Source organism: Brevibacillus reuszeri (assembly GCF_002897295.1).
In the GTDB taxonomy this organism is placed as follows: Bacteria; Bacillota; Bacilli; order Brevibacillales; family Brevibacillaceae; genus Brevibacillus; species Brevibacillus reuszeri_A.
Genome location: NZ_BEXF01000006.1, coordinates 169,283 through 194,804 on the forward strand (window position 1 = coordinate 169,283; position 25,522 = coordinate 194,804).

A 25,522-nucleotide genomic window follows, 5' to 3' on the forward strand; every position below is an offset into this window, starting at 1 on the left:
TCTCACTTTTAAGAAATGCTTCTCACCTGGAATCGATGCGTTCTGAATAGAAGAGCGCGAATTTCCGTCATAATGGTCGTTTCATTTCTAAAAAATGAGAAAAAACGTGCGGAAACAGATTGAAAACCGGGCTTTTTCGTGTGGCACCATTCTTGCAATTATTCCTAATTGTGAAACAACTACAAACGAAAAGGATGGATAAGTATGGAACGCAAGACAAGAGAAGAAGCACTGGAATTGGCGGCAGAGGTGCTGGAGTTTATTCAAAGTGAAACTCTTTCAGTTGATCAAAAGAAAAAAATCGTATCTGATTCTGTAGATAACTTTAGCAACTATGTAACCAAAGCGATACTGGCTCATCGCAAGTCTGTCTCCAATGATTTTTCCGTCGTCGAATGGGAGGACGAGGCAGCAGTATTCCGTGACACGATGGGAGATGAGTACATTGATTGCCTTGGTGGCTACGGCGTTTATTTGTTAGGGCACCGTCATCCAAAGGTCGTCAAGGCTGTTGAGGCGCAAATTAAGCGATATGCGCTACATAGTCAAGAAATGGTTGATCCTCTGCGCGGGTACTTGTCAAAGCTCGTTGCGTATATCACACCTGGGGACCTGCAGCACTCCTATCTTGTAAACTGCGGAACAGAAGCGAATGAAATGGCATTAAAGCTGGCGCGTCTGGCAACGGGGAAAAAGTATTTCATTTCGACGGAAAAAGGCTTCCATGGCAAAACGTTTGGATCTTTGTCTGCTTCGGGAAAAGGCACGTTCCGTGAGCCGTATTTGCCGCTCGTCCCTGGATTCCAGCACGTACCCTTTGGCGATGCTGATGCGGTTGAGCAAGCGATCCGTATTCTGATTAATACAGGAGAAACGGTGGCAGGGGTCATTGTCGAGCCGATCCAAGGCGAGGGCGGCGTTAATATCCCACCGGACGACTACTTGCCACGTCTGCGTGAAATTTGCGATCGCTACCAATGCCTGTTGATCGTCGATGAGGTCCAAACCGGGATGGGCCGCACAGGAACGATGTTCGGGGTCGATCACTGGAATGTCGTTCCCGATATTATGACTTTAGGAAAAGCGTTTGGCGGCGGTGTGATGCCGATTGCAGCGATGGTTGCCAAGAAAAAATGGTGGGGAAAAATGGAAGAAAATCCGTTCCTCCTCGGATCGTCCACCTTTGGCGGGAACCCGCTCTGCTGCGCTGGAGCGATCGCTGGCATTCATACGATTCTGGAAGACAACATACCGCAAATGGCGAAGGAAAAAGGCGATTATATCATGAAACAGCTAAAGGAAATCCAAAGCCGTCACGCTGATATTTTTGTCAATGTCCGTGGCAGAGGGCTCTTGATCGGAATGGAGTTCGCTACAAACAGCTTCGGCTATACGTTGGCAAAACGTCTATTCGGGAAAAAGATCCTGGTTGGCGGTACGTTAAACAACGCTACAGTCATTCGCCTGGAGCCACCTGCCATCATTTCGTACGAGCAAATTGATTACGTACTGGCTTGCATCGAGGAAGGTATTGCACAGCTATCCAAGGAAACAAAAGTGCTTCGTTAAGGGGGATTCATCCATGTCTAAGCCGATAAAACAGATGTACATCGACGGAGAATGGGTCTATTCTCAATCGCAAGAAACCTTCCCAGTTGTCAATCCTGCGACAGGCGAAACGATTGCCATCGTAACCAAAGGCGGCAGAGAGGATGCCCAGAGGGCGATAGCGGCTGCCAGGCGTGCCTTTGATGAATCGGGATGGGCAGAGACTCATGCCCGTCAGCGGGCGGAGATTTTGAACCGTGTTGCCGATTTGATTGAGCAGCGAGCGGATGAATTTGCGAAGCTGGATACACAAAATAACGGGAAACCGTTACGGGAGTCTACCTATGACGTTTCTGACGCAGTCAATCAGTTTCGTTATTATGCTGGATTATGCACAAAACCGACTGGACAAACGTATGACGTGCCAGATGATATTCAAGCACTCGTCGTGCGCGAGCCGATCGGGGTAGTAGGGGCAATCACGTGCTGGAATTACCCGCTAGTCATGAATGCGCAAAAGCTAGCTCCAGCTCTGGCTGCTGGCAATACGATTGTGTTAAAGCCTGCTGATCTGACACCACTGACGACGATTTTACTATTCGAGTGCTTGGAGCAAGCAGGCTTACCCGCTGGTGTTGCTAATCTGGTGACGGGACCTGGCAGCGAGGTCGGGGACGAGATATCCAAAAACGAGCTGGTAGACAAGGTAGCGTTTACGGGTGGAACCGACACGGGAATTGCCATCATGAAAAATGCTGCGGATACGGTCAAAAAGCTATCACTTGAACTAGGGGGCAAGTCGCCAAACATCGTATTTGCCGATGCTGATTTTGAGACTGCCGTCGATTATGCCCTGTATGCGATTTACGCAAACCAAGGTGAAGTATGCTCGGCAGGGTCACGCTTGATTCTCGAAGAAAGTGTTTATGATCGCTTTCTTGATCGCTTGGTAGAACGCGCCAAAAAGATTGTGGTAGGCAACGGAATGGACGAAGAAACCGAGATGGGACCACTCATTTCCGAATCTCACATGAATCGTGTATTGTCCTATATCCAGCTCGGAGTCGAAGAAGGAGCGAAGCTGTTGTGCGGAGGAAATCGCCTGGTGGAAAACGGATTGGGAAAAGGGTTCTTCGTTGAGCCGACCATCTTGGAGGCTGCTGATCCATCCCTTCGAATTGTACAGGAAGAGATTTTTGGACCTGTGCTTGTCGTGCAAAAATTCCGCTCAGAAGAAGAGGCAATCCGTTTGGCAAACGGCACGAAGTACGGTCTGGCGGGAGCTGTTTTTACAAATGACGGTGCCAAGGCTCAGCGTGTCATTCGCAAGCTCAGAGCAGGAATTACCTGGATTAATACGTATCACCCTACCTTTAATGAAGCACCTTGGGGTGGATACAAGCAGAGTGGAATTGGCCGTGAGCTAGGGACTTTCGGTTATGAAGCGTACACGGAGGTAAAGCAAATCAACATTAATTTGCAGGTAAAGCCGACTGGATGGTTCCGCAATTAATCACATAGCTAATAGAAAGGGAGGTACACCATGTACCTCCTTCTTTATGTCATATTCTCATCGATAGTGAGCTGATGGACATCAATTTTCCGATACAGGGTGGCAAGCCCAATATCTAGCTTCGCGGCGATAAGTCGTTTCGCTTCCAGTCCATGTCCATACTTTTTCAGCATTTCAATCAGGATTTGTTTTTCGTGATCCAAAAGCATATTTTTCAGCGACTGTTCATCAGTTTCAGCGGTTACTGGTTGAGAAGCACTGCAAGCATTTCGAATACGCGGAAGAATACTGTCCATATCGATGTAGGAGGACATTGTCATATTCACAGAGTATTCAATCGCATTTTCCAATTCGCGCACATTGCCTGGCCAATGGTAGCTGCTAAAAGCGCGCCTGACGGCAGGCGAGAAAGTGAGCGGGCTGTGCTCAGACATTTGGCTGTATTTTTCGAGAAAATAATCCATGAGCACGGGGATATCCTCTGTTCTTTCAGACAAAGGCGGCATGTACAGCGGGATGACATTCAGACGGAAAAACAAATCCTCGCGAAACTCCTTTGTTCGTACCATTTCCTCCAAATCTTTATTAGTGGCAGAGATTACACGAATGTCTACAGGGATAAGGCGATTGGACCCAACCCGCTCTACTTGCTTGGATTGCAGCACATGCAGCAGCTTTACCTGTAGATGCAGAGGGAGATCGCCGATTTCATCCAAGAAGATCGTTCCGCCATCTGCCAGCTCGAATTTTCCTGCTTTGCCTTCTCGTCTCGCCCCCGTAAAAGCTCCGCTCACATAACCGAATAGCTCGCTTTCTAATAATGTCTCGGGGATAGCCCCGCAGTTGACGATAATAAAAGGCCCGGTCCGCCGGTTACTAGCAGAATGGATAGCAGCAGCCATCATTCCTTTGCCTGTACCGCTTTGACCTGTAATCAATATATTGGAGGTTCCTCTAGCCACCTGCTCTGCTTGTTTTTTCACCAGCGAGAGGGCACGGCTCTGTCCATAGATTTCCGTAAAAAAGAGATCCTTCTGTTCACTGGTCAGCTCATACGCCAATCTCCGAGCATCCGCCATCCGGCGAAAGGTAGCCACAACGCCGACAACCTCATCCTGAATCAGAATCGGACGGGCTGTGACGATTAGATGCATGTCATGCTGATCCAGTTGGTAATGCTCTTCCTGCTGAATATAGCCTTTTCCAGTCTGAATCACCTCTAGCATGGGAGAGTTTGGCCAGATTTGTTCGATCGGAGTGTTGATCAATTGCTGTTTATCCATCTGGACAAGCTGCTCTGCAGTTTCATTACAATTCGTAATGATTCCATGTTCATCAATCGCAATAATTCCTTCGTGGATAGAACCAATCAAGACCTCCAGCTTTTGGGTAGTCTTAATCCACTTGTTGAGAGCGGCTTGCTCGGAAATTTTACTGGTCAACAATTCCGACATGCGCTGCAAATAGGTGAGCAGTACGAGCTTATTCATGAGAAGCGAGCGACGCTGGATTTCATCAAAAGCAATCAGGCCAATGACCCCGATCACGGCACCATCGTAATGGATGGGAGCACAAACCTCAGCTAGCTCTTCGGTACCTCCAGTGAGGACGGACGGATCGTAGGAGGGATCATTGCGTGCATCCTCCACAAAGAATGGCTGATTGGTTCGAATGACGCGTCCATACAAATATCCCGCTTCAACCTGGCCTTCTTCCTCCTTCATATTAATCATATCCTTGTATTTTCCTGTCCCGGCGATGATCGTCATCTCATTATCGACGATTTCCGTTTCGATCTGCAGGACCGCGGATATTGCTTCTGCAACTTGCTGGACTGTGTGCTGAATCTCTTTTAGCAGACTCACGTGTACACCTCCATCTATCCTTTTTCTATTAGGACCTCGTCAAAAGATAATAAATAGTATTTTCCCTCTTTTTAGAATAATACCTCTTTCTATTTCAGTTATTATTTATGAGAATAGGGAGAAGAAAAAAAAAAGCAGATCTCATGGCAGCCAGAAGGGAGCGAAAGCAGCAATGAACATCCAAAACATCAAAGCGTTTATTTATGTCGTACAATTCGGTAGCTTTAACAAAGCAGCGGAAGCCTTGTATTTATCGCAGCCATCTATTTCAGCACGCATTCGTTCATTAGAGAACGATGTCAGCCAAAAGCTGTTTATCCGGGATCGCAACAAGTGTGTGCTGACGGAAGCGGGAAAAAGCTTCTTGCCCTATGCTGAAAAGATTTTACGTGAGTACCAGGAATCGGTTTATAAAATGAATCAGCAACTGTATATACCGGATCAAGTTAAAATCGCCTGCTCCATTTCCATCTCAAATTATGTCATTCCCCAGATTCTTCCTGTCTTGCAAAGCAGGTTTCCGGCATGTCGGTTTAAGATCGTTTCGGACCATTCGGAGTCCTCGCTGTCCAAAGTTTTGAATAACGAAGTGGATTGTGGTCTCATTCGAGAGATTAATCATCCACGCATCGACTCCACAGTGTTGTTGAACTATCGTGTAGGCTTATACGCACATCCTGATCATCCATTAGTGCACCAGGAGAGCGTCACAATCGAACAGGTCGTAGAGCACAATATCATTTTCTATGACCATAATTCTCCGGAGTGGTTAGGGATCAGGAGCTTGCTTGAGACGGTCAAGTTTCAACAGCACTTAATTGTCGATATTGATAACATGGAAGCGGCTAAAAGACTGGTCATGAAAGGAATGGGGATTTGCTTTCTCCCGGAAAATGCCGTCGAGGATGAAGTGATTAGCCAGCGTTTGAAAAAAGTACCGCTCGTTCTTCCTCTCGAATTTACAACGAGCATCGCGCTCGTTCATCTAAAAGCAGAAGAAATATCGCCAATCGTGTCCGATATCAAAAGAATGTTTGTGTGAACAGCGAACCAGCGCGCAGGAAATAAGTCCGAGCGCTGGTTTTCTATCGGATGGGGCAATGACATGGCTACTAATAAAGTTTATCTATTAGTTGATAAATCTCTCGGATTATTTTTGTTTCCGCTTACATGATAGTCTTGGACATAAGACGTCTGAATCTTTTGATAGAAAGGGGATCCATGATTTGTGAGCTTACAAGACGGGACATTAGGGATTAATCTGCTTACCTCAACAGCCATTGGTGTGATACTGCTTTTATTTGGGATGTGGATTAACAAGAAGGTTGGTTTTTTTCGAAAGTACTGCATTCCAAGTCCCGTTATCGGCGGATTTAGTTTTGCAGTCATTGTCTGGCTCTTAAAAGAGTTCGAGATTGTGCAGGTCAAGGTCGACAATACGATGGGCGATTTGCTTATGTTTGTTTTCTTCGTAACCATCGGATTGGCAGGAAGTCTTTCCTTGATCAAAAAGGGCGGGAAGGTCTTATTCTATTACATTCTCGTTTGCTGGGGACTAGCAATTTTCCAAAATGGATTTGGCGTAGCACTTGCTATATTGCTCGGTATTGAACCCTTGCTTGGGATTGCATCAGGTGCTGCTGCATTAGAAGGCGGTCATGGTATGGCAGCAGCGATGGCACCCTCCATAGAAGCAGCGGGTGGAACAGGGGCTTTAACAGTGGGACTTGCTGCAGCGACATATGGCTTGGTTGCGGGAAGCTTAATCGGTGGGCCTCTTGGAAACTGGTTGATTAAAAGGAATAAGTTGAAGATCGAAACGGACGACAGCTGGGAGAAAAGCGTCGATCTCTCTGAAGAAAAGAAGCCAGAGAAAAACATCAACTATATAGATGTTGTGACGGTAATCGCTGTCGTTCTCATTGTTCTGGCTTTCGGGACGAATGTAGCCAAATGGCTGACGAATATCACAGGGTTTACGATTCCAGGACATGTCTTCAGCTTATTTGTTGGCTTGCTTTTTGCCTCCTTTAATAACAAGAAAAATATCGTCAAGATCGATAGCAAAACTCTTGATGTTGTATCTGTAGTCGCACTTGAGCTGTTCCTAACTATGGCGATGATGAATTTGAAAATTTGGGAGCTGTATGATCTTGCAATTCCTCTACTCATTATCTTAGTTGCCCAAACGATCGCTATCATTTTGATCGCATGGTTAATTATCTTCAAAGTGACTGGAAAAAACTACGATGCAGCATTACTGGCAGCCGGTTTTATCGGTCATGGACTAGGCGCGACAGCAAATGCTTTGGCAGTAATGGATGCGGTAACAAAGAAGTATGGTCTGGTTTCACGTAAAGCCTTTTTCATTATCCCCGTAAGTGGATCAATGCTAGTAGATATCGTTGGAGTACCATCCATCGTTATTTTTACGAATCTATTTGCTCATTAAACTACTAACTCTACCATTGGAGGTACGATCATGAAAAAAGTAAACATGCCGATTACAGGAATTTGCACGTTCGCGAAATACCCGATTTGTGATGATCTCGAAAAGCTGGATGCAGATGTTGCGGTTCTCGGGGTTCCTTATGATACAGGAGTTGGTTTTTTATCCGGATGTCGTTTTGGTCCGAGACGTATTCGTGAGGTGTCCACGCACTACGGACGAGGAGACGCAGGCTTTTATGATCCGGAAAGAGATGAGGTATTCCTGGGCGCGTCGGTTAAAATCGTAGATGTTGGTGATGCGGATGTCGTTCACGGAGATATTCAGGGCTCCTTTGATGCGATTGAGTATGCTGTCAGCAAAATTAGAGAAAAAGGAGCGATACCAGCCATCATGGGTGGCGATCATTCCATCTCGATACCAATCGCCAGAGGATTAAAGGATGAAGGGGAAGTGACCGTCATCCAGCTTGATGCTCACCTGGATTGGTCAGACGCACCTGGCGGACAGCGCTTCGGAAATGGTAGCCCGATGCGGAGAATGTCGGAAATGAGTCATATAAAGGAAATGGTGCAAATCGGATTGCGTGGTCTCGGCAGTAGTCGAAAAGAAGACTTCGAAGCAGCCAAAGCGTACAACAGCAAATTGATTTCAGCGAAGGAAGCTTTGCAGCTTGGCGTGGAAGGCGTCCTGGCGCAAATTCCAAAAGCAGATAAGTACTACGTCACCATCGATATTGATTGCTTCGATATTTCCTTGGCAACAGGAACAGGCTCGCCATCGCCTGGTGGCTTCTCCTACGACTTTTTAAACGATATTTTGATTGGAATCGCGGAAAAAGGCAATGTGATTTGCTTCGATTTGGTTGAAGTAGCACCACAGTACGATCCTACAAACGCAACTACACGCGTAGCAGCTATGACCATGCTTAATTTTATGGGGCACATTCTGAAACAAAAAGAAAAAAGAGAAGCGAAGTAGTACTTATAGTCATGGTGGAGAAGCGAAATCTCTATCATGGCTTTTTTTCGTACTTCATGCTAATTCGCTTCGATAGAGTTTTTTTATTTGGGCGATATCCTTTTTTGTTAACAGAGAGTACGGCTATAATGAATCATAAATGAAAAAGCTTGTGCTGAGAGGGCTGAACATGACAGATCAGACAATCAAGGAAAGAAAGCTGCTGCTGCAAGAAGTTGAGGGCCTGCTGTCGTTAATCACCTTACCTGTTCTGGTTGTCGATACGACTGGAGTAGTCATACATGCCAATCCAGCTGCAGAGCATATATGGCAGCGCTCTCAAGTGGTACTTCTCAATCAGACTCTTCAAACACTCGTGGATACACCCAAGCTGCTTGAATTTGTTAAAAAAGGAAAGCCCTTGCGCGATTTCGCAGTTGAGCTAATGGATGGAAGGGGGAAGAGGCATGCGTATGTATGCCGCTTGCATCCTCTTTTTGTAGATCGGCGTGTAACGGGGGCTATTCTGCAATTTACGATTCAAGTAAAGGAAACAGAGTCCGAAAAAAATCGCAAATTTGTTACGCGATATAACTTTGAAGATATTCGTGGACATAGCCCAGCGATTCTGGCATTAAAAGAGCAGGCAAGAACGATTGCGAAAAGCGATTCAACGGTTTTGATTCGTGGGGAGAGTGGAACGGGAAAAGAGGTGCTCGCCCAGTCTATTCATCGCAATAGCGAACGGAAAAATGGACCTTTTGTTGCGATCAACTGTGCGGCAATCCCGGAAGCGCTGCTCGAGAGTGAGCTTTTCGGTTATGAGGATGGAGCGTTTACCGGAGCCAAAAAGGGCGGCAAGCCCGGTAGATTCGAATTAGCACTAAACGGAACGCTATTTCTGGATGAGATCGGTGACATGCCGCAATATCTGCAGGCAAAACTGCTGCGGGTCCTGCAAGAGCGTCGGATGGAAAGAGTCGGCGGCTCCGAAAGCATCCCGGTAGATGTTCGCTTAATTGCCGCCACTCATAAAGATTTGGACGCGATGATTGTCAGTGGTCAATTTCGTGAAGATCTGTTCTACCGCCTAAATGTTATTCCGCTTTTTGTCCCACCGTTGCGGCATCGTAAAGAGGATTTATACGATTTAATTCAATTTTATTTAAAATGGTTCGGTGACCGATTGGGCAAGGAACCAAAGCGATTCTCGACGAAGGCGATAAAATGCTTTATGGATTATCATTGGCCAGGTAACATTCGCGAGCTGGAGAACACGCTGGAATATATTGTGAATTTGGAAATTGGAGATCTCGTTACGATCAGCAGCTTGCCAGCTTCGATTCGAGGGAATCAGGCAAATGATGAAATCTTATCTGTGCCACTACAACACTTTCCGTCTAGCCCTCATGCTATGGACAATCAAGGGGCTGCCGTTGAGGGCGTACTCGAGCAGAGTGAAGAACAGCTGATCATTGAGGCCGTTCGACGATTCGGCAAGAGCACCGAAGGAAAAAGAAAAGCAGCTGAGTTTTTGGGCATCAGTGTTGCCACACTTTACAGACGCCTGCAAAGGATCAATCGAAAAGGATAGAGGGGAGGGGGTGCGTGAATGACTACAAGTATCGATGAGCGCTTTGTCGATTCACTTGCTTGCGGCGCCATGTTTCTGGGCTCAGGCGGTGCAGGTGATCCAGCTTTGTTACAGATCATGGCGAAGCAAGCCATCCGCGAGTTTGGTCCTGTGCAGCTCGTATCTCCTTTTGAACTGCAGGACGAAGATTGGGTGGTGACGATCGCACTGATGGGCTCACCTGCCATTCACTATGAAAAAATGATGTCAGGTCATGAAATGGTCATGGCACTGAGAGAGATGGAAAAAGCAGAGCGGTGTAAAGCCCATGCCATTACTTCACTTGAAATTGGCGGGATCAATGCACTCCCTCCAGTTCTGACGGCAGCGCTGACAAATCTTCCGGTAGTCGATTGCGATGGGATGGGCCGTGCATTTCCGGAGCTGCAAATGACTACTTTTCATGCATTTGGTGTTCACGCAAGTCCGTTAATCCTTTGCGCGAGCAATGGTTATTCAGAAAAAATCATCAGTCCATCGAATATCGAGATCGAAAAAATAGGACGGGTATCCATGACAAAAATGGGAGGCTCAGTCGCGACAGCCAGCTTTCCCATGAAGGCAAAAATGCTGCAGGAGGTAGGAATTCCGCATAACTTCCTGCTGTCACAACGGATTGGCGAAGCCGTGCTGCATGCAGGGGCTGACGTTCATCGCGTCTTTACGAATCTGGCTCGAGAGCTGCAAAATTCAATCTATGGTCGGCCTTTCAAGCTGATCGAAGGAAAAGTAGTCGAGCTTCAACGATACTTGAAGAATGGACTGCTGCGCGGAGAGTTTTTCGTAGAAGGAACTGGTTTCTATCACAGTGAACAAATTGAGATCCAATTTCAAAGTGAATATTTGCTCGCCAAAAAAGGGGAACGAATCCTGACAACGGTACCTGATTTAATTTGTGTGCTGGATTCCGACACCGGACTCCCCGTTCTAATAGAAGATCTAGAATCGCATATGAATGTTTGGGTAATCGTCATTCCTTGTCCAATCGTCTTGCGGCATTCCAAGATGATGGATGTTATCGGTCCGTGGAACTTCGGCATTGCCGACTCATACACTCCAGCCGAACATCTATTAGCTGAAGAGGGGAATGGAGATATTCATGCACCGGTTAGGTATTGATGTAGACAAAGGCTCCACAACGGCTGTCGTCATGGACCAGCATGGTATGATTTTGGCACTGGCCAAGGAAACGACAGCACCGGATAGTTTGGTGAAAGGAATAGGGACAGTTCTGGAAAAAATTTTAACGCAGATCGATCAGGTACACACGACGATATGTGATGTGATCATTGGTACTGACTATTTTGCCAATGCGCTCCTGGAAGGAAAGCATCTTGCCAAGGTTTGCTCCATTCGGATCGGACAAGCAAAGAGCACGATACCCCCTTTATACGGAGGACCCATGCTCATCCATCAAGCTTTAGGGCTAGGCACTTTTTATGTGCAAGGTGGGCACGAGCTGGATGGGAGTCCAACCTGGATCGAACCGTGTAAACAAGACATAGAAAAATACTTACGATCCACCCATCACTTGGGCTTTGAGGCATTTGCCATTACGGGATCGTTTTCGCCAGTGAACCACTCCCATGAAAAGCTCGTCGCCGACTGGATTCACGAAATCTTGGGCGATGATTACCCGATTACCATGTCTCACGAGCTGGGAAGTATCGGGTTTTTGGAACGAGAAAATTCTGCGATTCTCAATTCTGCACTGTCCAAAGTCATCATCCATTCGCTAAAAGGCTTGGAAGACTTGATGAAGCAATGTCGCATCGATGCGAATATATCCTTTACGCAAAATGATGGATCGCTTTTGTCGTACAAATCTGTTTTGTATCATCCGATTCGCACGTTTGGCTCCAGAATATCGAACAGCTTTCGCGGTGCTTCTCTCCTGACGGGCCTACAGGATTGTGTCGTTGTTGACGTGAGTCATTCAGATGTTTGTGTTGGTGTGATTGAGGGTGGTTTTCCACGTGAAAAACGACGAAATCAAAAAATGGCGGGAATAAGCGTGAATCTTCAAATGCCGGATATCACACGTTTGCCACATCGCGGTCAGCTTATTGTTAATGATGAACTGTTAGATACGGTCTACCACGCCATTCAGAGATTCCAACCTCGCTTTGAGCCGCTCCCGATCGTTTTTGTAGGAGAAGAAAGTGCCCCTCTCGCAGCTGCTTTCAAGTATCCGTGGGCAGACGTGCTTCATCCCACGCATTATGAGAATGCGAGTGCGATCGGGACCTGTATCGCTCCGGTCAGTGGGAGTGTCGATCGGATTTACTGGCTGGAGGATATGAACCGTGAAGAAACGATTCACTTGGCAAAAATAGAGGCCATTCAATCGGCGATACACGCAGGAGCGATACCAGAAACGGTGTTCGTTCAAACGGTTGAGACGATCCCGCTTTCCTATATGCCAACAAAAGCGTTGCGTATAAAGGTGAAGGCAATTGGTTCACTTCAAACGTGTACTGGTATTGGTTCAGCCGGTTAAGCAGAGCTTGCCCTTAAATAGTGCTAATAAAATAACTGGATTCAAAAAAGGATGAGCCGTCCTTTTAGATATCCAGTCTTTTTTATGCTTATTTTTATCAAAAAATTATCAAATTGATAAAAACAGAGAAAAAATGCGAAATCATGAGAAATATCATTAAATATGGACATGATATTCAAATTTAGTACGTGTTCATAGCTCGAAATAACGCTTTTCCTTGAGAAAAAATAGAAAAATCGTTCAAAACCGCTCTCACTTTCTCAAAATGAGGTCAACAAAGGTTGGCATGGGAATTGCTTTTTAAAATTGTCAGACAGTAAACAATATTCCAATTCAATTCTCGTAAATGACTTAGCTAAGAAAGGAGCTGTGCAAAACCAAACTTTTTGCATGTTTGTTTCTCACCATAATGACAAAGGAGGGCGGAGATCATGGCTGGTAATTCCAAAATGGCGGACGATTTCTCACTGACGAGGGTACCAAAAGAGGCGAGAGTACCTATGTGGGAAATACTTGTGATTCGGATCGGAGCTTTTACATCGCTCAGTCAATTTATTTTAGGAGCGTCGCTCGGTTTTGGGATGACATTCTGGGATGCGGCAATAGCGAGCTTTCTCGGAGTAATCCTGCTGGAGGTCGTTACTTTTTTCATTGGAATTGCCGGCATGCGCGAGGGACTTTCGACAAGCATGCTTTCCAGATGGACCGGATTTGGAAAATACGGCTCCAGTATGATTGCTTTTGTGATTGCCGTTGGTACAATTGGATGGTTTGGCGTTCAGAACTCTGTATTTGCAAATGGTTTAAATGATGCTGTAGGTGGGATATTAGGATTTCCGTTAGCGGCAACGATTACTGGACTATTTGTAACCATCATTGTGATTTTTGGCTTTAAATGGCTGGGATTGACAGCGAAGATTGCCGTTCCCGCGTTTTTGCTCTCGATTGCGTACGGAATCTATCACGTATTTGAGAGTCACTCACTGAAAGAATTGATTGCGTCAGCTGCCCCAGGACCTGCTCTATCCATTGGTACCGCTGCCACGATCGTAGCTGGGAGCTTCATGGTGGGAGCTATTCTCGCGCCAGACATGACTCGCTACTGTCGCAATGGCAAGGATGTATTATGGTCAACCTTGATTTCCGTTGTAGTAGGGGAAATTGGCATTAATTTAATCGCTGTATTGATGGCCCATGCTGTGAATAGCAGTGATGTGGTTACCATTGCCCTTCAAACGTCAGGCTGGCTCGGAGCTGCGACTGTTGTGTTTGCCACTGTAAAAATCAATGATATCAATTTGTATTCGGCCTCATTAGGTTTTACCAATATTCTGGATAGTGTGTTTGGCAAACACGTAAATCGTGGGCTCCTGACATTGATTGTCGGTGTAATCGGAACCGTACTTTCTGTCATGGGGATACTGGATCAGTTTGTTAACTTTCTGATTTTTCTTGGAATATGGGTACCTCCTATTGGTGGCATCATGGTTGTGGATTACTTCATTCTTAAAAGGAGTAGACAGCTCCTGGATGAGAGCCGCGCACAAGGAGAATTGACAGAATCTTGCGAAACCTGGAATCCGGTTTCAATAGTTGCATGGGCTCTCGGCTTTGGCATCGGCTATTTGTTTGACTGGGGGATTCCATCGCTTAATTCGCTAATCGTTGCAGGGATTTCTTACTACGTCGGAATGCGCTTATTTGGAGCCACGCTGGACCAAAAGTGGAAAAGCGTAAAAATGGACCAGGCAGGCTAACGCTTGGAAACAAAGGAGAGGGACACATTGAGACAAATAGGCAAACAAGAAATTGAAGATATCGCAGTTGGTGCAGCGCTATTAGGCACAGGAGGAGGAGGCGATCCTTATATCGGCAAGCTGATGGCTATCCAGGCATTCGAAGAATTTGGTCCGATTACCTTGCTGTCCGTGGATGAAATTCCAAACGATGCACTAGTGGTCGCCTCTGGCGGCATGGGAGCACCAACCGTGCTCGTGGAAAAAATTCCAAGTGGTCAAGAAGTATCCAAGGCATTCAAAGGCTTAGAGAAATATATGGGAAAAGAAGTCTTCGCCACATACCCGATTGAAGCAGGGGGCATCAACTCGATGCTGCCACTGGCGCTCGCCGCTCAGCTCGGATTGCCAGTAGTGGATGTGGACGGAATGGGCCGCGCTTTTCCCGAGCTGCAAATGACAACCTTTTATCTCGATGGAATAAACGCTACACCAATGGTGCTTGCTGATGAAAAAGACAACGTCACGATCATGGATACGATCGACAACTCATGGACAGAGCGGCTTGCTCGAAGCGTAACAGTTCAAATGGGGGGATCAGCAACATGCGCGATTTATCCGATGACAGGTAAAAATCTCAAAGACAGCGGTATTCACAACATCTTGAAATTGGAAGAAGAAATCGGTCGTGCGATCCGCATGGCCAAGGAAACAAATTTGGACCCGGTCCAAGAAATTTTGAAGCTAACGAGTGGATATGAATTGTTCATCGGGAAGGTCGTAGATGTGAATCGCAAAACAGAAGGCGGATGGGCGCGCGGCACAGCAAAAATAGAAGGTCTTCTGGGTTACAAGAGCGAGGAGCTTGAGCTGAGCTTCCAGAACGAGCACTTGCTTGCACGGACAAAGGACCATTTGTTATGTGTGACTCCTGATTTGATCGCAGTAGTGGACTCGGAAACAGGACTGCCGATCACGACAGAAGGACTCCGGTATGGCGCGCGCGTTGTTGTCATTGGAATGCCATGCCACCCAAAATGGCGCACACCAAAAGGCATCGAAACAGTGGGACCTCGTTACTTCCGCTATGACGTGGACTACACCCCTGTAGAAGAACTGGTAAAGAAAGGGAGTGTTGTAAAATGAGCTATCGAATCGGGATTGATGTAGGCGGCACTCATACTGATGCCGTTTTACTGGACAAAGATTATCGCGTACTGGCAAAGACAAAAACTTCTACTACACAGGATGTAAGCTCGGGGATTTATGCGGCCATGCGTGAGGTAATCGCAGAGTCAGGGGTTCCACGTGAACAAATTACGTATGCCATGCTGGGGACAACGCACTGCACCAATGCAATCGTAGAGAGAAAGCACTTGAATCAAATTGCGGCAATCCGTATCGGAGCTCCAGCTACTTTAGCCATAAAGCCGCTAATCGGTGTTCCCGATGATCTGAGAGCTCATCTTGGCAAGCATGTGTATATCGTGTCAGGTGGGCATGAGTTTGATGGAAGAGAAATCACAAAGCTGGATGAGGCAGAATTATATCGTATTGCTAATGAAATCAAGGACAAGGTAGATTCTGTTGCAGTCGCCTCCGTTTTTTCACCTGTTTCCAAAGATCACGAGCTGCGCACGGCCGAAATCTTGCGTGAAGTACTCGGAGAAGAAGTTCCAATTTCTCTTTCCTATGAGATCGGAAGTGTCGGTCTCCTGGAGCGGGAAAATGCAACCATCCTGAATGCCGCTATCGTCAATGTTGCGAAGACTACGGCAACTGGGTTCATTAACGCTCTGAAAGCAGAGAATGTGGATGCGAGGGTCTTCTTTGGTCAAAATGACGGAACCTTAATGAGCATTGAGTACGCGATGAAATATCCGATTCTGACCATTGGCTGCGGACCTACGAACAGTATCCGCGGGGCATCCTACCTGTCTGGGCTGGCAAATGCACTCGTAGTTGACGTAGGAGGCACCACGACTGATATCGGCGTTCTCGTCAATTCCTTCCCTCGCGAATCCTCTCTTGCGGTAGAGATCGGAGGGGCTCGTACGAATTTCCGCATGCCGGACTTGATCTCCATCGGACTTGGCGGAGGAACAATCGTACGTATTCAGGACGACGGCAGCTTCACGGTTGGTCCTGACAGCGTGGGCTACCAGCTTCCGCAAAGAGGGCTGGCGTTTGGCGGCGATACACTGACAACGACAGATGTTTTAATCGCATTAAAGAAAAGTGATCTGGGGGATGCCGAGAAAGTGGCGCATCTTGATCAGGACATTTTGTTGAAGGTGTACGACCGAATCGTCGAAATGGCTGAAGAAGCAATCGACAAAATGAAAACAAGCGCAGAGCCGGTACCCGTTATTCTCGTTGGAGGCGGTAGTATCCTGTTCCCTGATGAGCTAAAGGGGGCATCCCAAATCATTCGACCTGAAAACTTTGGGGTGGCCAATGCTATCGGGGCCGCGATCTCACAAATCAGTGGTCAAATTGATCGCGTCTTTTCACTGGATGAGATGGGCCGTGACCAGACTTTGGCACTGGCAAAAAGCATTGCTGTAGAAGAGGCCATTGCTGCTGGTGCGGAGCCTGCGACGGTTGAAATCGTCGAATTCGAGGATATTCCGCTCTCTTACCTCGGCAATGCGACGCGAATTCGTGTCAAAGCAGCGGGAACACTAGCATCCGTAGATACTGCATCAGCGTGCGAAGAGGTCAGCAATTCCTAATAGGTTGATGGCGTACACCTGGTAATCTGAAAGCCAGAAGCGTAGACAACAATGCATCGGGCAACAAGGGAGGCTTCTGAACCTAAATCACTTTTGAAAGAGGGTATTGGGATGAAAATCAGAGTCTTATTGCCGATTGTTGTTGACATTTTTAACGAAGAGGTACACCAGGAGTTCAGAAATTACTTTCCAGAAACCACCGAAATAGAAGTCTGCCATCTCGACTATGGACCTGCGTCTGTAGAAGGCGAGTACGACGAAGCGCTATGTGTACCCAACATGCTCGAAAAAGCTATACAGGCTGAAAGAGATGGCTGCGATGGCGTGATTAGCTTATGTGGTGCTGATCCTGCGGTTAAGCCAGGGCGTGAAGTATTAAACATTCCGATTGTCGGCGCAGGAGAAGCATCGATGCTCTATGCCAGTCTTTTGGCGAAGTCATTCTCGATCGTAACGGTGCTGCCGAATGTCATTTCCATGGTGGAGAATGTCAGTAAAACGCTTGGTGTCGACACCAAATTAAACTCGATCCGCTATGTAAACATACCCGTTTTGGAATTGGTAGATAAACAAAAGATGGAAACATCGTTGCTGGAGGAAATGGTGCTTGCGATTGAGCAAGATAAAGCTCACGCCCTCATTCTTGGTTGTACCGGAATGATGGGCGTTGCCTCTACCCTACAGGAAAAGCTGAAAGAACGAGGCTATGATGTACCAGTAATTGATCCGTCTTTTGCAGCTGCAAAGCTTTTGGAGAGCCTGATTTCAATGAACATCAAACAGAGCCGCTTGACTTATATGACGCCTACCAAAAAGCTGTACAAACAACGTGAGCAGTAAATACTGGCTTGAAAAACGATCAATGGAACACCGTACTTTTCTAAATAGCATCACTACTGATAAAAGAGGGGGAAATTGAGTTGAAAATCAGAGTCATTTTGCCTACCGTTGTAGATGTTTTTGTGGAAGAGACGATTCAGGAATTCAAGCATTACGTTCCAGATTCCGTTGAAGTTGAGGTATGTAATCTCGATTATGGTCCAGCTTCTGTAGAGGGCGAATACGACGAGGCTCTATGTGTTCCAAATATGCTTGAAAAAGCGATCGAAGGCGAAAAAGAAGGCTGCGATGGAATTATTAGCTTATGCTTTGGTGACCCAGGAGTAAAGCCAGCCCGCGAGGCAGTAAACATCCCAGTTGTAGGGGCAGGAGAAGCTTCTATGCTCTACGCCAGCTTGCTTGCACGTTCATTTTCAGTGGTGACTGTACTACCAAACGTTGTGCCCATGATCGAAAATATTAGTAAAAAGCTCGGGCTGCACTCCAAATTGGCTTCCGTCAGATATGTGAATATACCTGTTCTGGAGCTGGTCGATAAAAAGAAGATGGAGGATGCCTTGCTGGAAGAAATGATTCGCGCGATCCAAGAGGATAAAGCTCATGCTCTTGTTTTGGGCTGCACAGGGATGATGGGTGTAGCAACCTCGCTCCAGGATAAACTGAAAGAGCATGGCTATGAGGTTCCTGTCATCGATCCTTCCTTTGCTTCAGCCAAAATGCTGGAAAGCCTGATTTCCATGAACATCAAGCAAAGTCGCTTAACCTACATGCCCCCTACCCAAAAGCTATATAAGTAAGTAGGAAAATGCCAAATCACCGGTTATCCGGGTAGTGGTAGCTCCCTCCTGACTTCCTTATTTCAAATGTGGCTACAGTAGGACTTGCGCATCGCAAATCATAATGCATCATGCAAATTCCAGCCCTTTCTAGTAAAGAGTGCCTCGAAAGATACATTTTTCGGGGCTTTTTTGTGTGAGCATGGCTAGCGTTTTTGATATGATAGAGAGGTGTAAGAAATTGATCAGCAATGTTTTTGGAGGTTGTCATGAGATACGACGTGATCTTATTCGATGTTGACGATACATTAATGGATTTTAAAATAACGGAAGAAAACGCATTACAAAACACGTTTGCGGCGTTTGGGTTACCTACAGGACTTGCCGATTATGGTGCCCAATACAAAGAGATTAGTAAAGTGCTTTGGCGAGATTTAGAAGAGGGCAGAATCACAATCAGTGATTTGGGTGTAGAAAGATTTCGGAGATTGTTTGCTGTAGATCAGCCTGAGCTGGACGCAAATGCGTTTGGACAAGCCTACTTAGAGAACCTGGGAAAAGAAGTGCACCTCATCCCGGGCGCGGTAGAATTGTGCAGCAGGCTCGCAGGCTGTCGGCTTGTAGTCATCACAAACGGCTTTGCATCCGTGCAAACCGCGAGAATTGGTGCTTCACCGCTGTGTCAAACATTTGAAGAATTGATCATTTCCGAACAGGTGGGCTACAAAAAGCCTGATCAGGAAATTTTCGAATATGCCTTTTCCAAGCTGGGGTTAACGGATAAGACCAAGGTGTTGATGGTTGGGGACTCTTTGACCTCGGATATTCAGGGAGGCAATCGTTTTGGTATCGATACATGCTGGTACAATCCGCTGCAAAAAGAAAATCATTCCGAGATTCAGCCAACCCATGAAATAAAAGAGCTTGGGGAACTGCTTGCCATAGTAAACGGAGAATAGTGATTCTCGGTGCAGTTTGAGCTATTCTCATCCGGTAAGTGTAATTGCGAGGTCTATCATGTAACATGGAAGAAATACGGCTAGCACGTGAATCTAGCGATAGGAGCCATTCAAATATGTATCGTACGTTAGAAGAATGTATTCTTGATTTGGAGAAAAATGGACATTTGGTGCGTATTACAGAGGAAGTAGATCCGTACCTGGAGATGGCCGCCATCCATCTGAAGATGTATGAAGTGGGCGGTCCTGCGCTGCTTTTTGAAAATGTCAAGGGCTCGAAGTTTCGAGCGGTGTCCAACTTGTTCGGTACAATCGAACGCAGCAAATTTATTTTCCGTAGCACGTGGGCAGCGGCAGAAAATGTAATTGCACTGCGCAACGATCCGATGAAGGCGCTTAAGCATCCGTTTAAAAATATGGAGAGTGGCTTTGCTGCTTTGAAAGCATTGCCGATCAAAAAATCGACGGGCACACCCGTTACGTACCAAGAAATCAGTATCTCCGACCTGCCACTGATCCAGAGCTGGCCGATGGATGGAGGGGCGTTTGTTACGCTACCACAGGTTTATTCGGAAGACCCGGAAAAGCCTGGTATCATGAATTCGAATTTGGGCATGTACCGCGTTCAACTGACAGGCAATGAGTACGAAATCAATAAAGAAATCGGCTTGCACTACCAAATTCATCGCGGGATCGGCGTCCATCAGGATAAAGCCAACAAGCTTGGGACTCCACTGAAAGTGAGCTGCTTCGTGGGCGGACCTCCTGCACATACACTTTCAGCAGTAATGCCTTTGCCAGAAGGAATGAGCGAGATTACGTTTGCAGGCTTGCTCTCTGGTAGGCGTTTTCACTACAGCTATGATGAGGACGGCAATTGCATTAGTAATGATGCTGATTTTGTCATCACTGGAGAAATTCATGCCGGGGAGACGAAGCCAGAAGGACCATTCGGCGATCATCTGGGCTATTACAGTCTGACACACCCGTTTCCTGTTATGCGAGTAAAAAAGGTTTACGCAAAGGAAAACGCAATTTGGCCGTTTACCGTGGTTGGACGTCCACCGCAAGAAGATACTTCCTTTGGTCAGCTGATCCACGAATTGACGGGCGATGCCATCAAGCAAGAAATCCCTGGAGTGAAAGAAGTTCATGCGGTTGATGCAGCGGGTGTCCACCCATTGCTTTTTGCCATCGGCAGCGAGCGGTATACTCCTTATCAACAGGTGAAGCAGCCGACGGAGATACTTACCATCGCTAATCGGATCTTAGGAACAGGTCAGCTGAGTCTGGCTAAATATTTGTTCATAACAGCGGAAGAAAATCGACCAATCACGACCCATGATGAAGTGGACTTTATGACCTATATTTTGGAACGGATCGATCTGCACAGAGACATTCATTTCTATACGAATACTACGATTGATACCTTGGATTACTCAGGTACAGGCTTGAATAGTGGCAGTAAAGTTGTTTTCGCGGCTTATGGCGAGCAAAAAAGAGAGCTTTGCAAGGAAGTGCCAGATGCTTTGAAGGAGCTGCGTGAATTCGGCAATGCGCAAATGATCATGCCAGGTGTTGTCGCCATCCAAGGCGCTTCATTTACGGATTATGCGAGCGCGCAAAAAGAGATGCAATGCTTGTCTGATGCTATTAAAGACAGAGGCTCGATTGCATCCTGCCCGATGATCATTGTCTGTGATGACAGCTCGTTTTTGAGTGCTACGCTATCCAACTTTTTGTGGGCAACCTTTACACGAAGCAATCCGTCGCACGATATTTACGGCGTCAACAGCTACTATGAAAACAAGCACTGGGCATGTGACAATGTCCTAATTGACGCCCGTGTCAAGCCACATCAAGCACCGCCGCTCATTCCAGACCCCACTGTGGAAAAAAACATGGAGCGATTGTTTGTAAAAGGGGCAAGCCTGGGCGGTATTCTCTAGCAAAATTTAATTCGTGTGGTTCCTTTTGTAACACACCGAAACAAAACAACGGTTCTTTGATGACCGTTGTTTTGTTTCATCACGTATACGGGAAGGTGAGGGGCTCGATGGATTTTTCCGACTTTGAGATCACCGTACAAGCGGATGTTGTGATTGGTGGTCATGTGAATAATGTAAAGTATTTGGAGTTTTTGGAGTCAGCGCGTCAGTCCTGGTACGAATATTTCAACAGTTTGGGCTTTGTCTCATTCATGGCTCACTTACGCGTGGATTATAAAAAAGAGGCTTTTCTCGGTGACCAGCTGCACATTCATACTGATGTACACCAGGTCGGAAATACTAGCTTCGTACTTAAACAAATGATTAAAAATCAACACGAGGAAGCTGTACTGGAAGCAGAAGCTACCTTTGTCTCGATCTGTCAGCAGACAGGACAAAAAATCCGCGTTCCCGATGAGCTGCGCGATCTTCTGTAGACTACATCGGCCCCGTCATTTTTTTCATTTTTCGGTAAACGGTACTGCGACCGATTCCGAGCAATCGTGCCGTCTCGGAAATATTGCCGCCTGTCTTGTGCAGCACATCCACAATCGCGTCATTTTCAAGCTTTTCCAGCTCGCCGGTCGGCGCTGTTGTTTTTGTATAGGTTGAGAGAATGTACGGTGGGAAACAGCTGGTGTCTACGAATCCATCCTCTGATAAAAACGCGGCTTCGCGTAGTGCTGCTGTCAATTGGCGCACGTTGCCAGGCCAGGGATAATTCTCGATCAATTGCTCAGCAGCAGCTGAGAGCGAGAGGGTGCCCTGGTTTAATTCTGTTTCGATGCCAGTGAGCAAAAGGCGGGCTAGCTGTAGTCGATCTACTCGTTCGCGAAGTGGGGGAAGAATGATATGCACACCTTGCAGACGGTAAAACAGATCGGCTCGAAAGCTGCCTTCCTGCACTTTTTTCCACAGGTCCGTATGTGTCGCCGTAATGATCCGTACATCTACATGAGCAGGCTTGGTACCTCCAACACGGGTAACGCTCAAATCCTGTAGCACCCGCAGGAGTGCGACCTGCATTTCCATAGGCATTTCCGCGATCTCATCCAGAAATAGTGTGCCTCCGTGCGCTTGTTCGATTTTTCCAGGCTGTCCGGTTTGCTTTGCCCCTGTAAAAGCGCCAGCCTCATAACCAAACAACTCACTTTCCAATAAGCTTTTCGGGACTGCTCCACAGTTAATTGCGACGAAGGGCTTGTTTGCGCGCGGGCTGGCCATATGGATCGATTGGCTGACGATGTCTTTTCCAGTCCCGCTTTCTCCTGAGAGCATGATCGTGTAATCCGTAGTCGCAGCACGTTTGGCGAGACGAACCGCCTTCAAGAATGAATCGTCGCTTCCAAAAATGTCATCGAAGGTAAATAGCGTGGAGCCATCAGCTCGCTTTTGCTTCTGTTTTACTCTTGATATAGCACTCCACGTGGTGAGAGGTGGCCGAGTATCAATCAAAACGGATGCTTGCCATCTGTTATCGACGCCATTCCCATTCCCCACAAGCAGCGTGTCCGATCGAAGCGCGCCTGCAGGCCTTTGTAACAAAGAATCCATATCGGTCAACAGATCAGATAGTTGAATATTCCCCATCAAATGCTTGTCCAAGTGGAGCAGCATCTGTGCTTCCCGGTTGCCGCCTGTGACGACGCCATCCTGATTGACCGCTATTAATGCCCGATGCTTGCCAGGCTGCTGCGGTGAGAGGGAAATCACGAGTTGACGGTCAGGGCGATGGATGAGAAGCCAATCCTCGATTTTTCGTGCCATCGCATCAACCATCCCGAGTAGCGATGGATGATACTTTACTGATAGTCCACTGAAGTCCAGGACAGCAAGCAATTCTCCATATGGATCGAAAATGGGAGAGGCGGCACAGTACAGCATGTGATTCGCTTCCAAATAATGTTCTGTGCCTACAACGGCAAGTGGCTTTTTTTCAACGATTACCGTTCCAGCCGAATTCGTACCCCGTACCTGCTCAGACCAGCAAGCGCCTTGGTGAACCTGAATCTTTTCCGTATCCTTTAAAAACGAAGGGTCGCCTTTACTTTCCAATATGTATCCGGATGTGTCACAGATAATCACAATCGAGTACGACGACTTCAGCCAATAGGCCAAATGCTCCATTGTTGGAGCGATCTCTCTCATGAATTCTTCTTTTTGCTCCCTGTACTGCTTGAATTGAGATTGTTCAAGTATGGCATCCTTCGCAGTTAAGGCATTAACTCCATTCATTCGACTGCGTTCCCATGATTTTTTCAGCAAAATACTAGTGGGCTCCAGCAAGGTTTTCACCCCTCGTAAATAAATGGAAAATTCTAAAAATATTGTACCACAAATCTAGTGAATTCGAGCAATTGTATCGACCAGATGAAGCAACTGTTTCATTTTGAACCACTAATTGTTTGCGCAAAAGCCATGTTGTAAGCGTTTTCTGATTGGCACAAAACATGCTTCTATCAATCATCGAAAGCACAACAAATAGGTAGAGGAGGCAATCGGATGGCAGAAACGGTAAAAGTCGCATTGGACCCTCGAGTGGAAGCATTCCTCGCTACAGGTCCGAAGAAGCTGTTTATAGGTGGGGAGTTTGTCGAGTCGCTCTCCGGAAAAACCTTTGAGTCTGTCGATCCATCAAATGGCGAGATTATTACAACCGTTTACGAAGCAGATGCTGCAGACGTGGACAGAGCGGTAGTGGCAGCCGAGCGCGCATTTCATGGAGATTGGGCGAAAGTAAGCCCGAGCGAACGCGGGCGAATGCTTTGGAAGCTCGCAGATTTAATGGAAGAACACGCTGAAGCACTCGCCCAGCTCGAAACGATTGATAACGGTAAACCGGTTACGCACGCTCGTGCCGCGGATGTACCTCTTGCCATCGATCATTTCCGTTACTATGCGGGATGGTCTACGAAATTGTCTGGAGAAGTCATCAATAATTCTGCTGGCAGAAACATGCTAACATACACACGCCGTGAGCCGATTGGTGTCGTCGGACAAATCATACCTTGGAATTTCCCTTTGCTGTTAGCGGCATGGAAGCTAGGAGCTGCACTCGCTACGGGCAACGTCGTCATTTTAAAAAGCGCCGAGCAAACGCCACTTTCAGCCATTTATCTGGCGGAGCTGATTCAGCAGGCAGGCTTCCCAGAAGGCGTGGTCAACATCATTACAGGCTATGGTCCGACGGCTGGTGCCGCGATAACGAATCATCCCCGCATTCGCAAGGTCGCGTTTACTGGATCGACCGAGGTCGGGAAGCTGATCATGCAGCAAGCCGCTGGCAACCTCAAGCGAGTATCGCTTGAACTAGGTGGAAAATCTCCGAATATCATTTTCCCGGATGCGGACTTTTCCAAAGCGATCCCGGGGGCTTTGATGGGTATATTCTTTAATCAGGGACAGGTTTGCTGCGCGGGTTCACGCTTGTTTGTACATAAAAAGGTGTATGACAACGTGCTGGCTGACATGAGCAGCTTTGCCGCCAAGATGAAGCAGGGTCCTGGCCTTGATGAGTCTACGGAGATCGGACCGCTTGTTTCGAGCGAGCAGTTTGAGCGGGTCTCCGGTTACTTGCAAAAAGGCTGCGATGAGGGTGCAATGGCACTCACAGGTGGCTCTCCGCTGGACGGAGCAGGTTATTTTGTTCCACCAACGATTTTTGCTGATGTGAATGATCGGATGACGATTGCCCGTGAAGAGATCTTTGGACCTGTCGTTGCTGCTATGCCATTCGATGATGAAGCGCAAGTCGCTGACGTCATCCGCCAAGCTAACGATACGGAGTATGGGCTAGCCGCCGGCGTGTGGACAACGGATATACGCAAAGCGCACAAGGTTGCGCATGCCCTGGAAGCCGGAACTGTTTGGGTGAACTGCTACAATGCCTTGGATGCTGCAGTGCCATTTGGCGGCTACAAGCAATCTGGATACGGACGGGAAATGGGTTCTTATGCGTTAGACTTGTATACAAACGTGAAATCAGTTTGGGTCAACCTCGATTAACCAAATACGTGTTAA

19 protein-coding genes are annotated in these 25,522 nt (G+C 47.0%); 17 read left to right on the forward strand and 2 right to left on the reverse strand.

All coding sequences use genetic code 11. The features are described 5' to 3' along the window. Positions 1-204: 204 nt before the first annotated feature. On the forward strand, positions 205-1,569 hold the full coding sequence (locus tag C3B52_RS12100; RefSeq protein WP_103106336.1) for a putrescine aminotransferase: 1,365 nt from the start codon (positions 205-207) through the stop codon (positions 1,567-1,569). A gap of 13 nt (positions 1,570-1,582) precedes the next feature. Continuing rightward, complete coding sequence (locus tag C3B52_RS12105) at positions 1,583-3,061, forward strand: aldehyde dehydrogenase family protein (protein WP_103106337.1); 1,479 nt, start codon at positions 1,583-1,585, stop codon at positions 3,059-3,061. A gap of 44 nt (positions 3,062-3,105) precedes the next feature. On the opposite strand, the gene C3B52_RS12110 is transcribed toward C3B52_RS12105, so the two are convergent. Further along, on the reverse strand, positions 3,106-4,926 hold the full coding sequence (locus C3B52_RS12110) for a sigma-54-dependent Fis family transcriptional regulator (protein ID WP_103106338.1): 1,821 nt from the start codon (positions 4,924-4,926) through the stop codon (positions 3,106-3,108). Between the two features lie 172 nt (positions 4,927-5,098). Here C3B52_RS12110 and C3B52_RS12115 point away from each other — a divergent pair, with 172 nt between their 5' ends. The 14 genes from C3B52_RS12115 to C3B52_RS12180 all read left to right on the forward strand — a co-directional run bounded on the left by C3B52_RS12115 (position 5,099) and on the right by C3B52_RS12180 (position 21,939). Continuing rightward, positions 5,099-5,968 (forward strand): LysR family transcriptional regulator, encoded by an 870-nt coding sequence (locus C3B52_RS12115; protein ID WP_103106339.1) that lies wholly within the window; start codon positions 5,099-5,101, stop codon positions 5,966-5,968. A 186-nt stretch (positions 5,969-6,154) separates the two neighbouring features. Then, entirely contained in the window at positions 6,155-7,378 is a 1,224-nt protein-coding gene (locus C3B52_RS12120) for a sodium/glutamate symporter (protein WP_103106340.1), read from the forward strand. 30 nt (positions 7,379-7,408) lie between these two features. Then, entirely contained in the window at positions 7,409-8,356 is a 948-nt protein-coding gene (locus C3B52_RS12125) for an agmatinase (protein ID WP_103106341.1), read from the forward strand. Positions 8,357-8,525: 169 nt separating this feature from the next. Next, complete coding sequence (locus tag C3B52_RS12130) at positions 8,526-9,929, forward strand: sigma-54 interaction domain-containing protein (RefSeq protein ID WP_103106342.1); 1,404 nt, start codon at positions 8,526-8,528, stop codon at positions 9,927-9,929. A gap of 18 nt (positions 9,930-9,947) precedes the next feature. Continuing rightward, positions 9,948-11,087: a DUF917 domain-containing protein gene (locus tag C3B52_RS12135; protein WP_103106343.1), complete on the forward strand. Its 1,140-nt coding sequence runs from the start codon at positions 9,948-9,950 to the stop codon at positions 11,085-11,087. Further along, positions 11,068-12,468: a hydantoinase/oxoprolinase N-terminal domain-containing protein gene (locus tag C3B52_RS12140; RefSeq protein ID WP_164684764.1), complete on the forward strand. Its 1,401-nt coding sequence runs from the start codon at positions 11,068-11,070 to the stop codon at positions 12,466-12,468. The genes C3B52_RS12135 and C3B52_RS12140 overlap by 20 nt, the downstream gene beginning before the upstream one ends. A 431-nt stretch (positions 12,469-12,899) precedes the next feature. Further along, positions 12,900-14,225 (forward strand): purine-cytosine permease family protein, encoded by a 1,326-nt coding sequence (locus C3B52_RS12145; protein WP_103106345.1) that lies wholly within the window; start codon positions 12,900-12,902, stop codon positions 14,223-14,225. A 27-nt stretch (positions 14,226-14,252) separates the two neighbouring features. Next, positions 14,253-15,350 carry a DUF917 domain-containing protein gene (locus tag C3B52_RS12150; RefSeq protein ID WP_103106346.1) on the forward strand — a complete coding sequence of 366 codons (1,098 nt, stop codon included), beginning with the start codon at positions 14,253-14,255 and terminating at the stop codon, positions 15,348-15,350. Beyond that, a complete protein-coding gene (locus C3B52_RS12155; RefSeq protein ID WP_103106347.1) occupies positions 15,347-16,939 on the forward strand; it encodes a hydantoinase/oxoprolinase family protein in 1,593 nt (530 codons plus the stop codon). Before C3B52_RS12150 ends, C3B52_RS12155 begins: the two co-directional genes overlap by 4 nt. A 111-nt stretch (positions 16,940-17,050) precedes the next feature. Continuing rightward, positions 17,051-17,779 carry an aspartate/glutamate racemase family protein gene (locus C3B52_RS12160; RefSeq protein ID WP_103106348.1) on the forward strand — a complete coding sequence of 243 codons (729 nt, stop codon included), beginning with the start codon at positions 17,051-17,053 and terminating at the stop codon, positions 17,777-17,779. A gap of 80 nt (positions 17,780-17,859) precedes the next feature. Beyond that, positions 17,860-18,576, forward strand: a complete 717-nt coding sequence (locus tag C3B52_RS12165; RefSeq protein WP_103106349.1) for an aspartate/glutamate racemase family protein — start codon at positions 17,860-17,862, stop codon at positions 18,574-18,576. A gap of 248 nt (positions 18,577-18,824) precedes the next feature. Beyond that, complete coding sequence (locus tag C3B52_RS12170; protein WP_103106350.1) at positions 18,825-19,514, forward strand: YjjG family noncanonical pyrimidine nucleotidase; 690 nt, start codon at positions 18,825-18,827, stop codon at positions 19,512-19,514. Positions 19,515-19,630: 116 nt separating this feature from the next. Next, on the forward strand, positions 19,631-21,463 hold the full coding sequence (locus tag C3B52_RS12175; protein WP_103106351.1) for a UbiD family decarboxylase: 1,833 nt from the start codon (positions 19,631-19,633) through the stop codon (positions 21,461-21,463). A 107-nt stretch (positions 21,464-21,570) separates the two neighbouring features. Then, on the forward strand, positions 21,571-21,939 hold the full coding sequence (locus C3B52_RS12180) for an acyl-CoA thioesterase (RefSeq protein ID WP_103106352.1): 369 nt from the start codon (positions 21,571-21,573) through the stop codon (positions 21,937-21,939). 1 nt (position 21,940) lies between these two features. On the opposite strand, the gene C3B52_RS12185 is transcribed toward C3B52_RS12180, so the two are convergent. Beyond that, entirely contained in the window at positions 21,941-23,797 is a 1,857-nt protein-coding gene (locus tag C3B52_RS12185; RefSeq protein ID WP_373419719.1) for a sigma-54-dependent Fis family transcriptional regulator, read from the reverse strand. Positions 23,798-24,004: 207 nt separating this feature from the next. On the opposite strand from C3B52_RS12185, the gene C3B52_RS12190 reads away from it, so the two are divergent. After that, complete coding sequence (locus C3B52_RS12190; protein WP_103106354.1) at positions 24,005-25,507, forward strand: aldehyde dehydrogenase family protein; 1,503 nt, start codon at positions 24,005-24,007, stop codon at positions 25,505-25,507. Positions 25,508-25,522 lie beyond the last annotated feature (15 nt).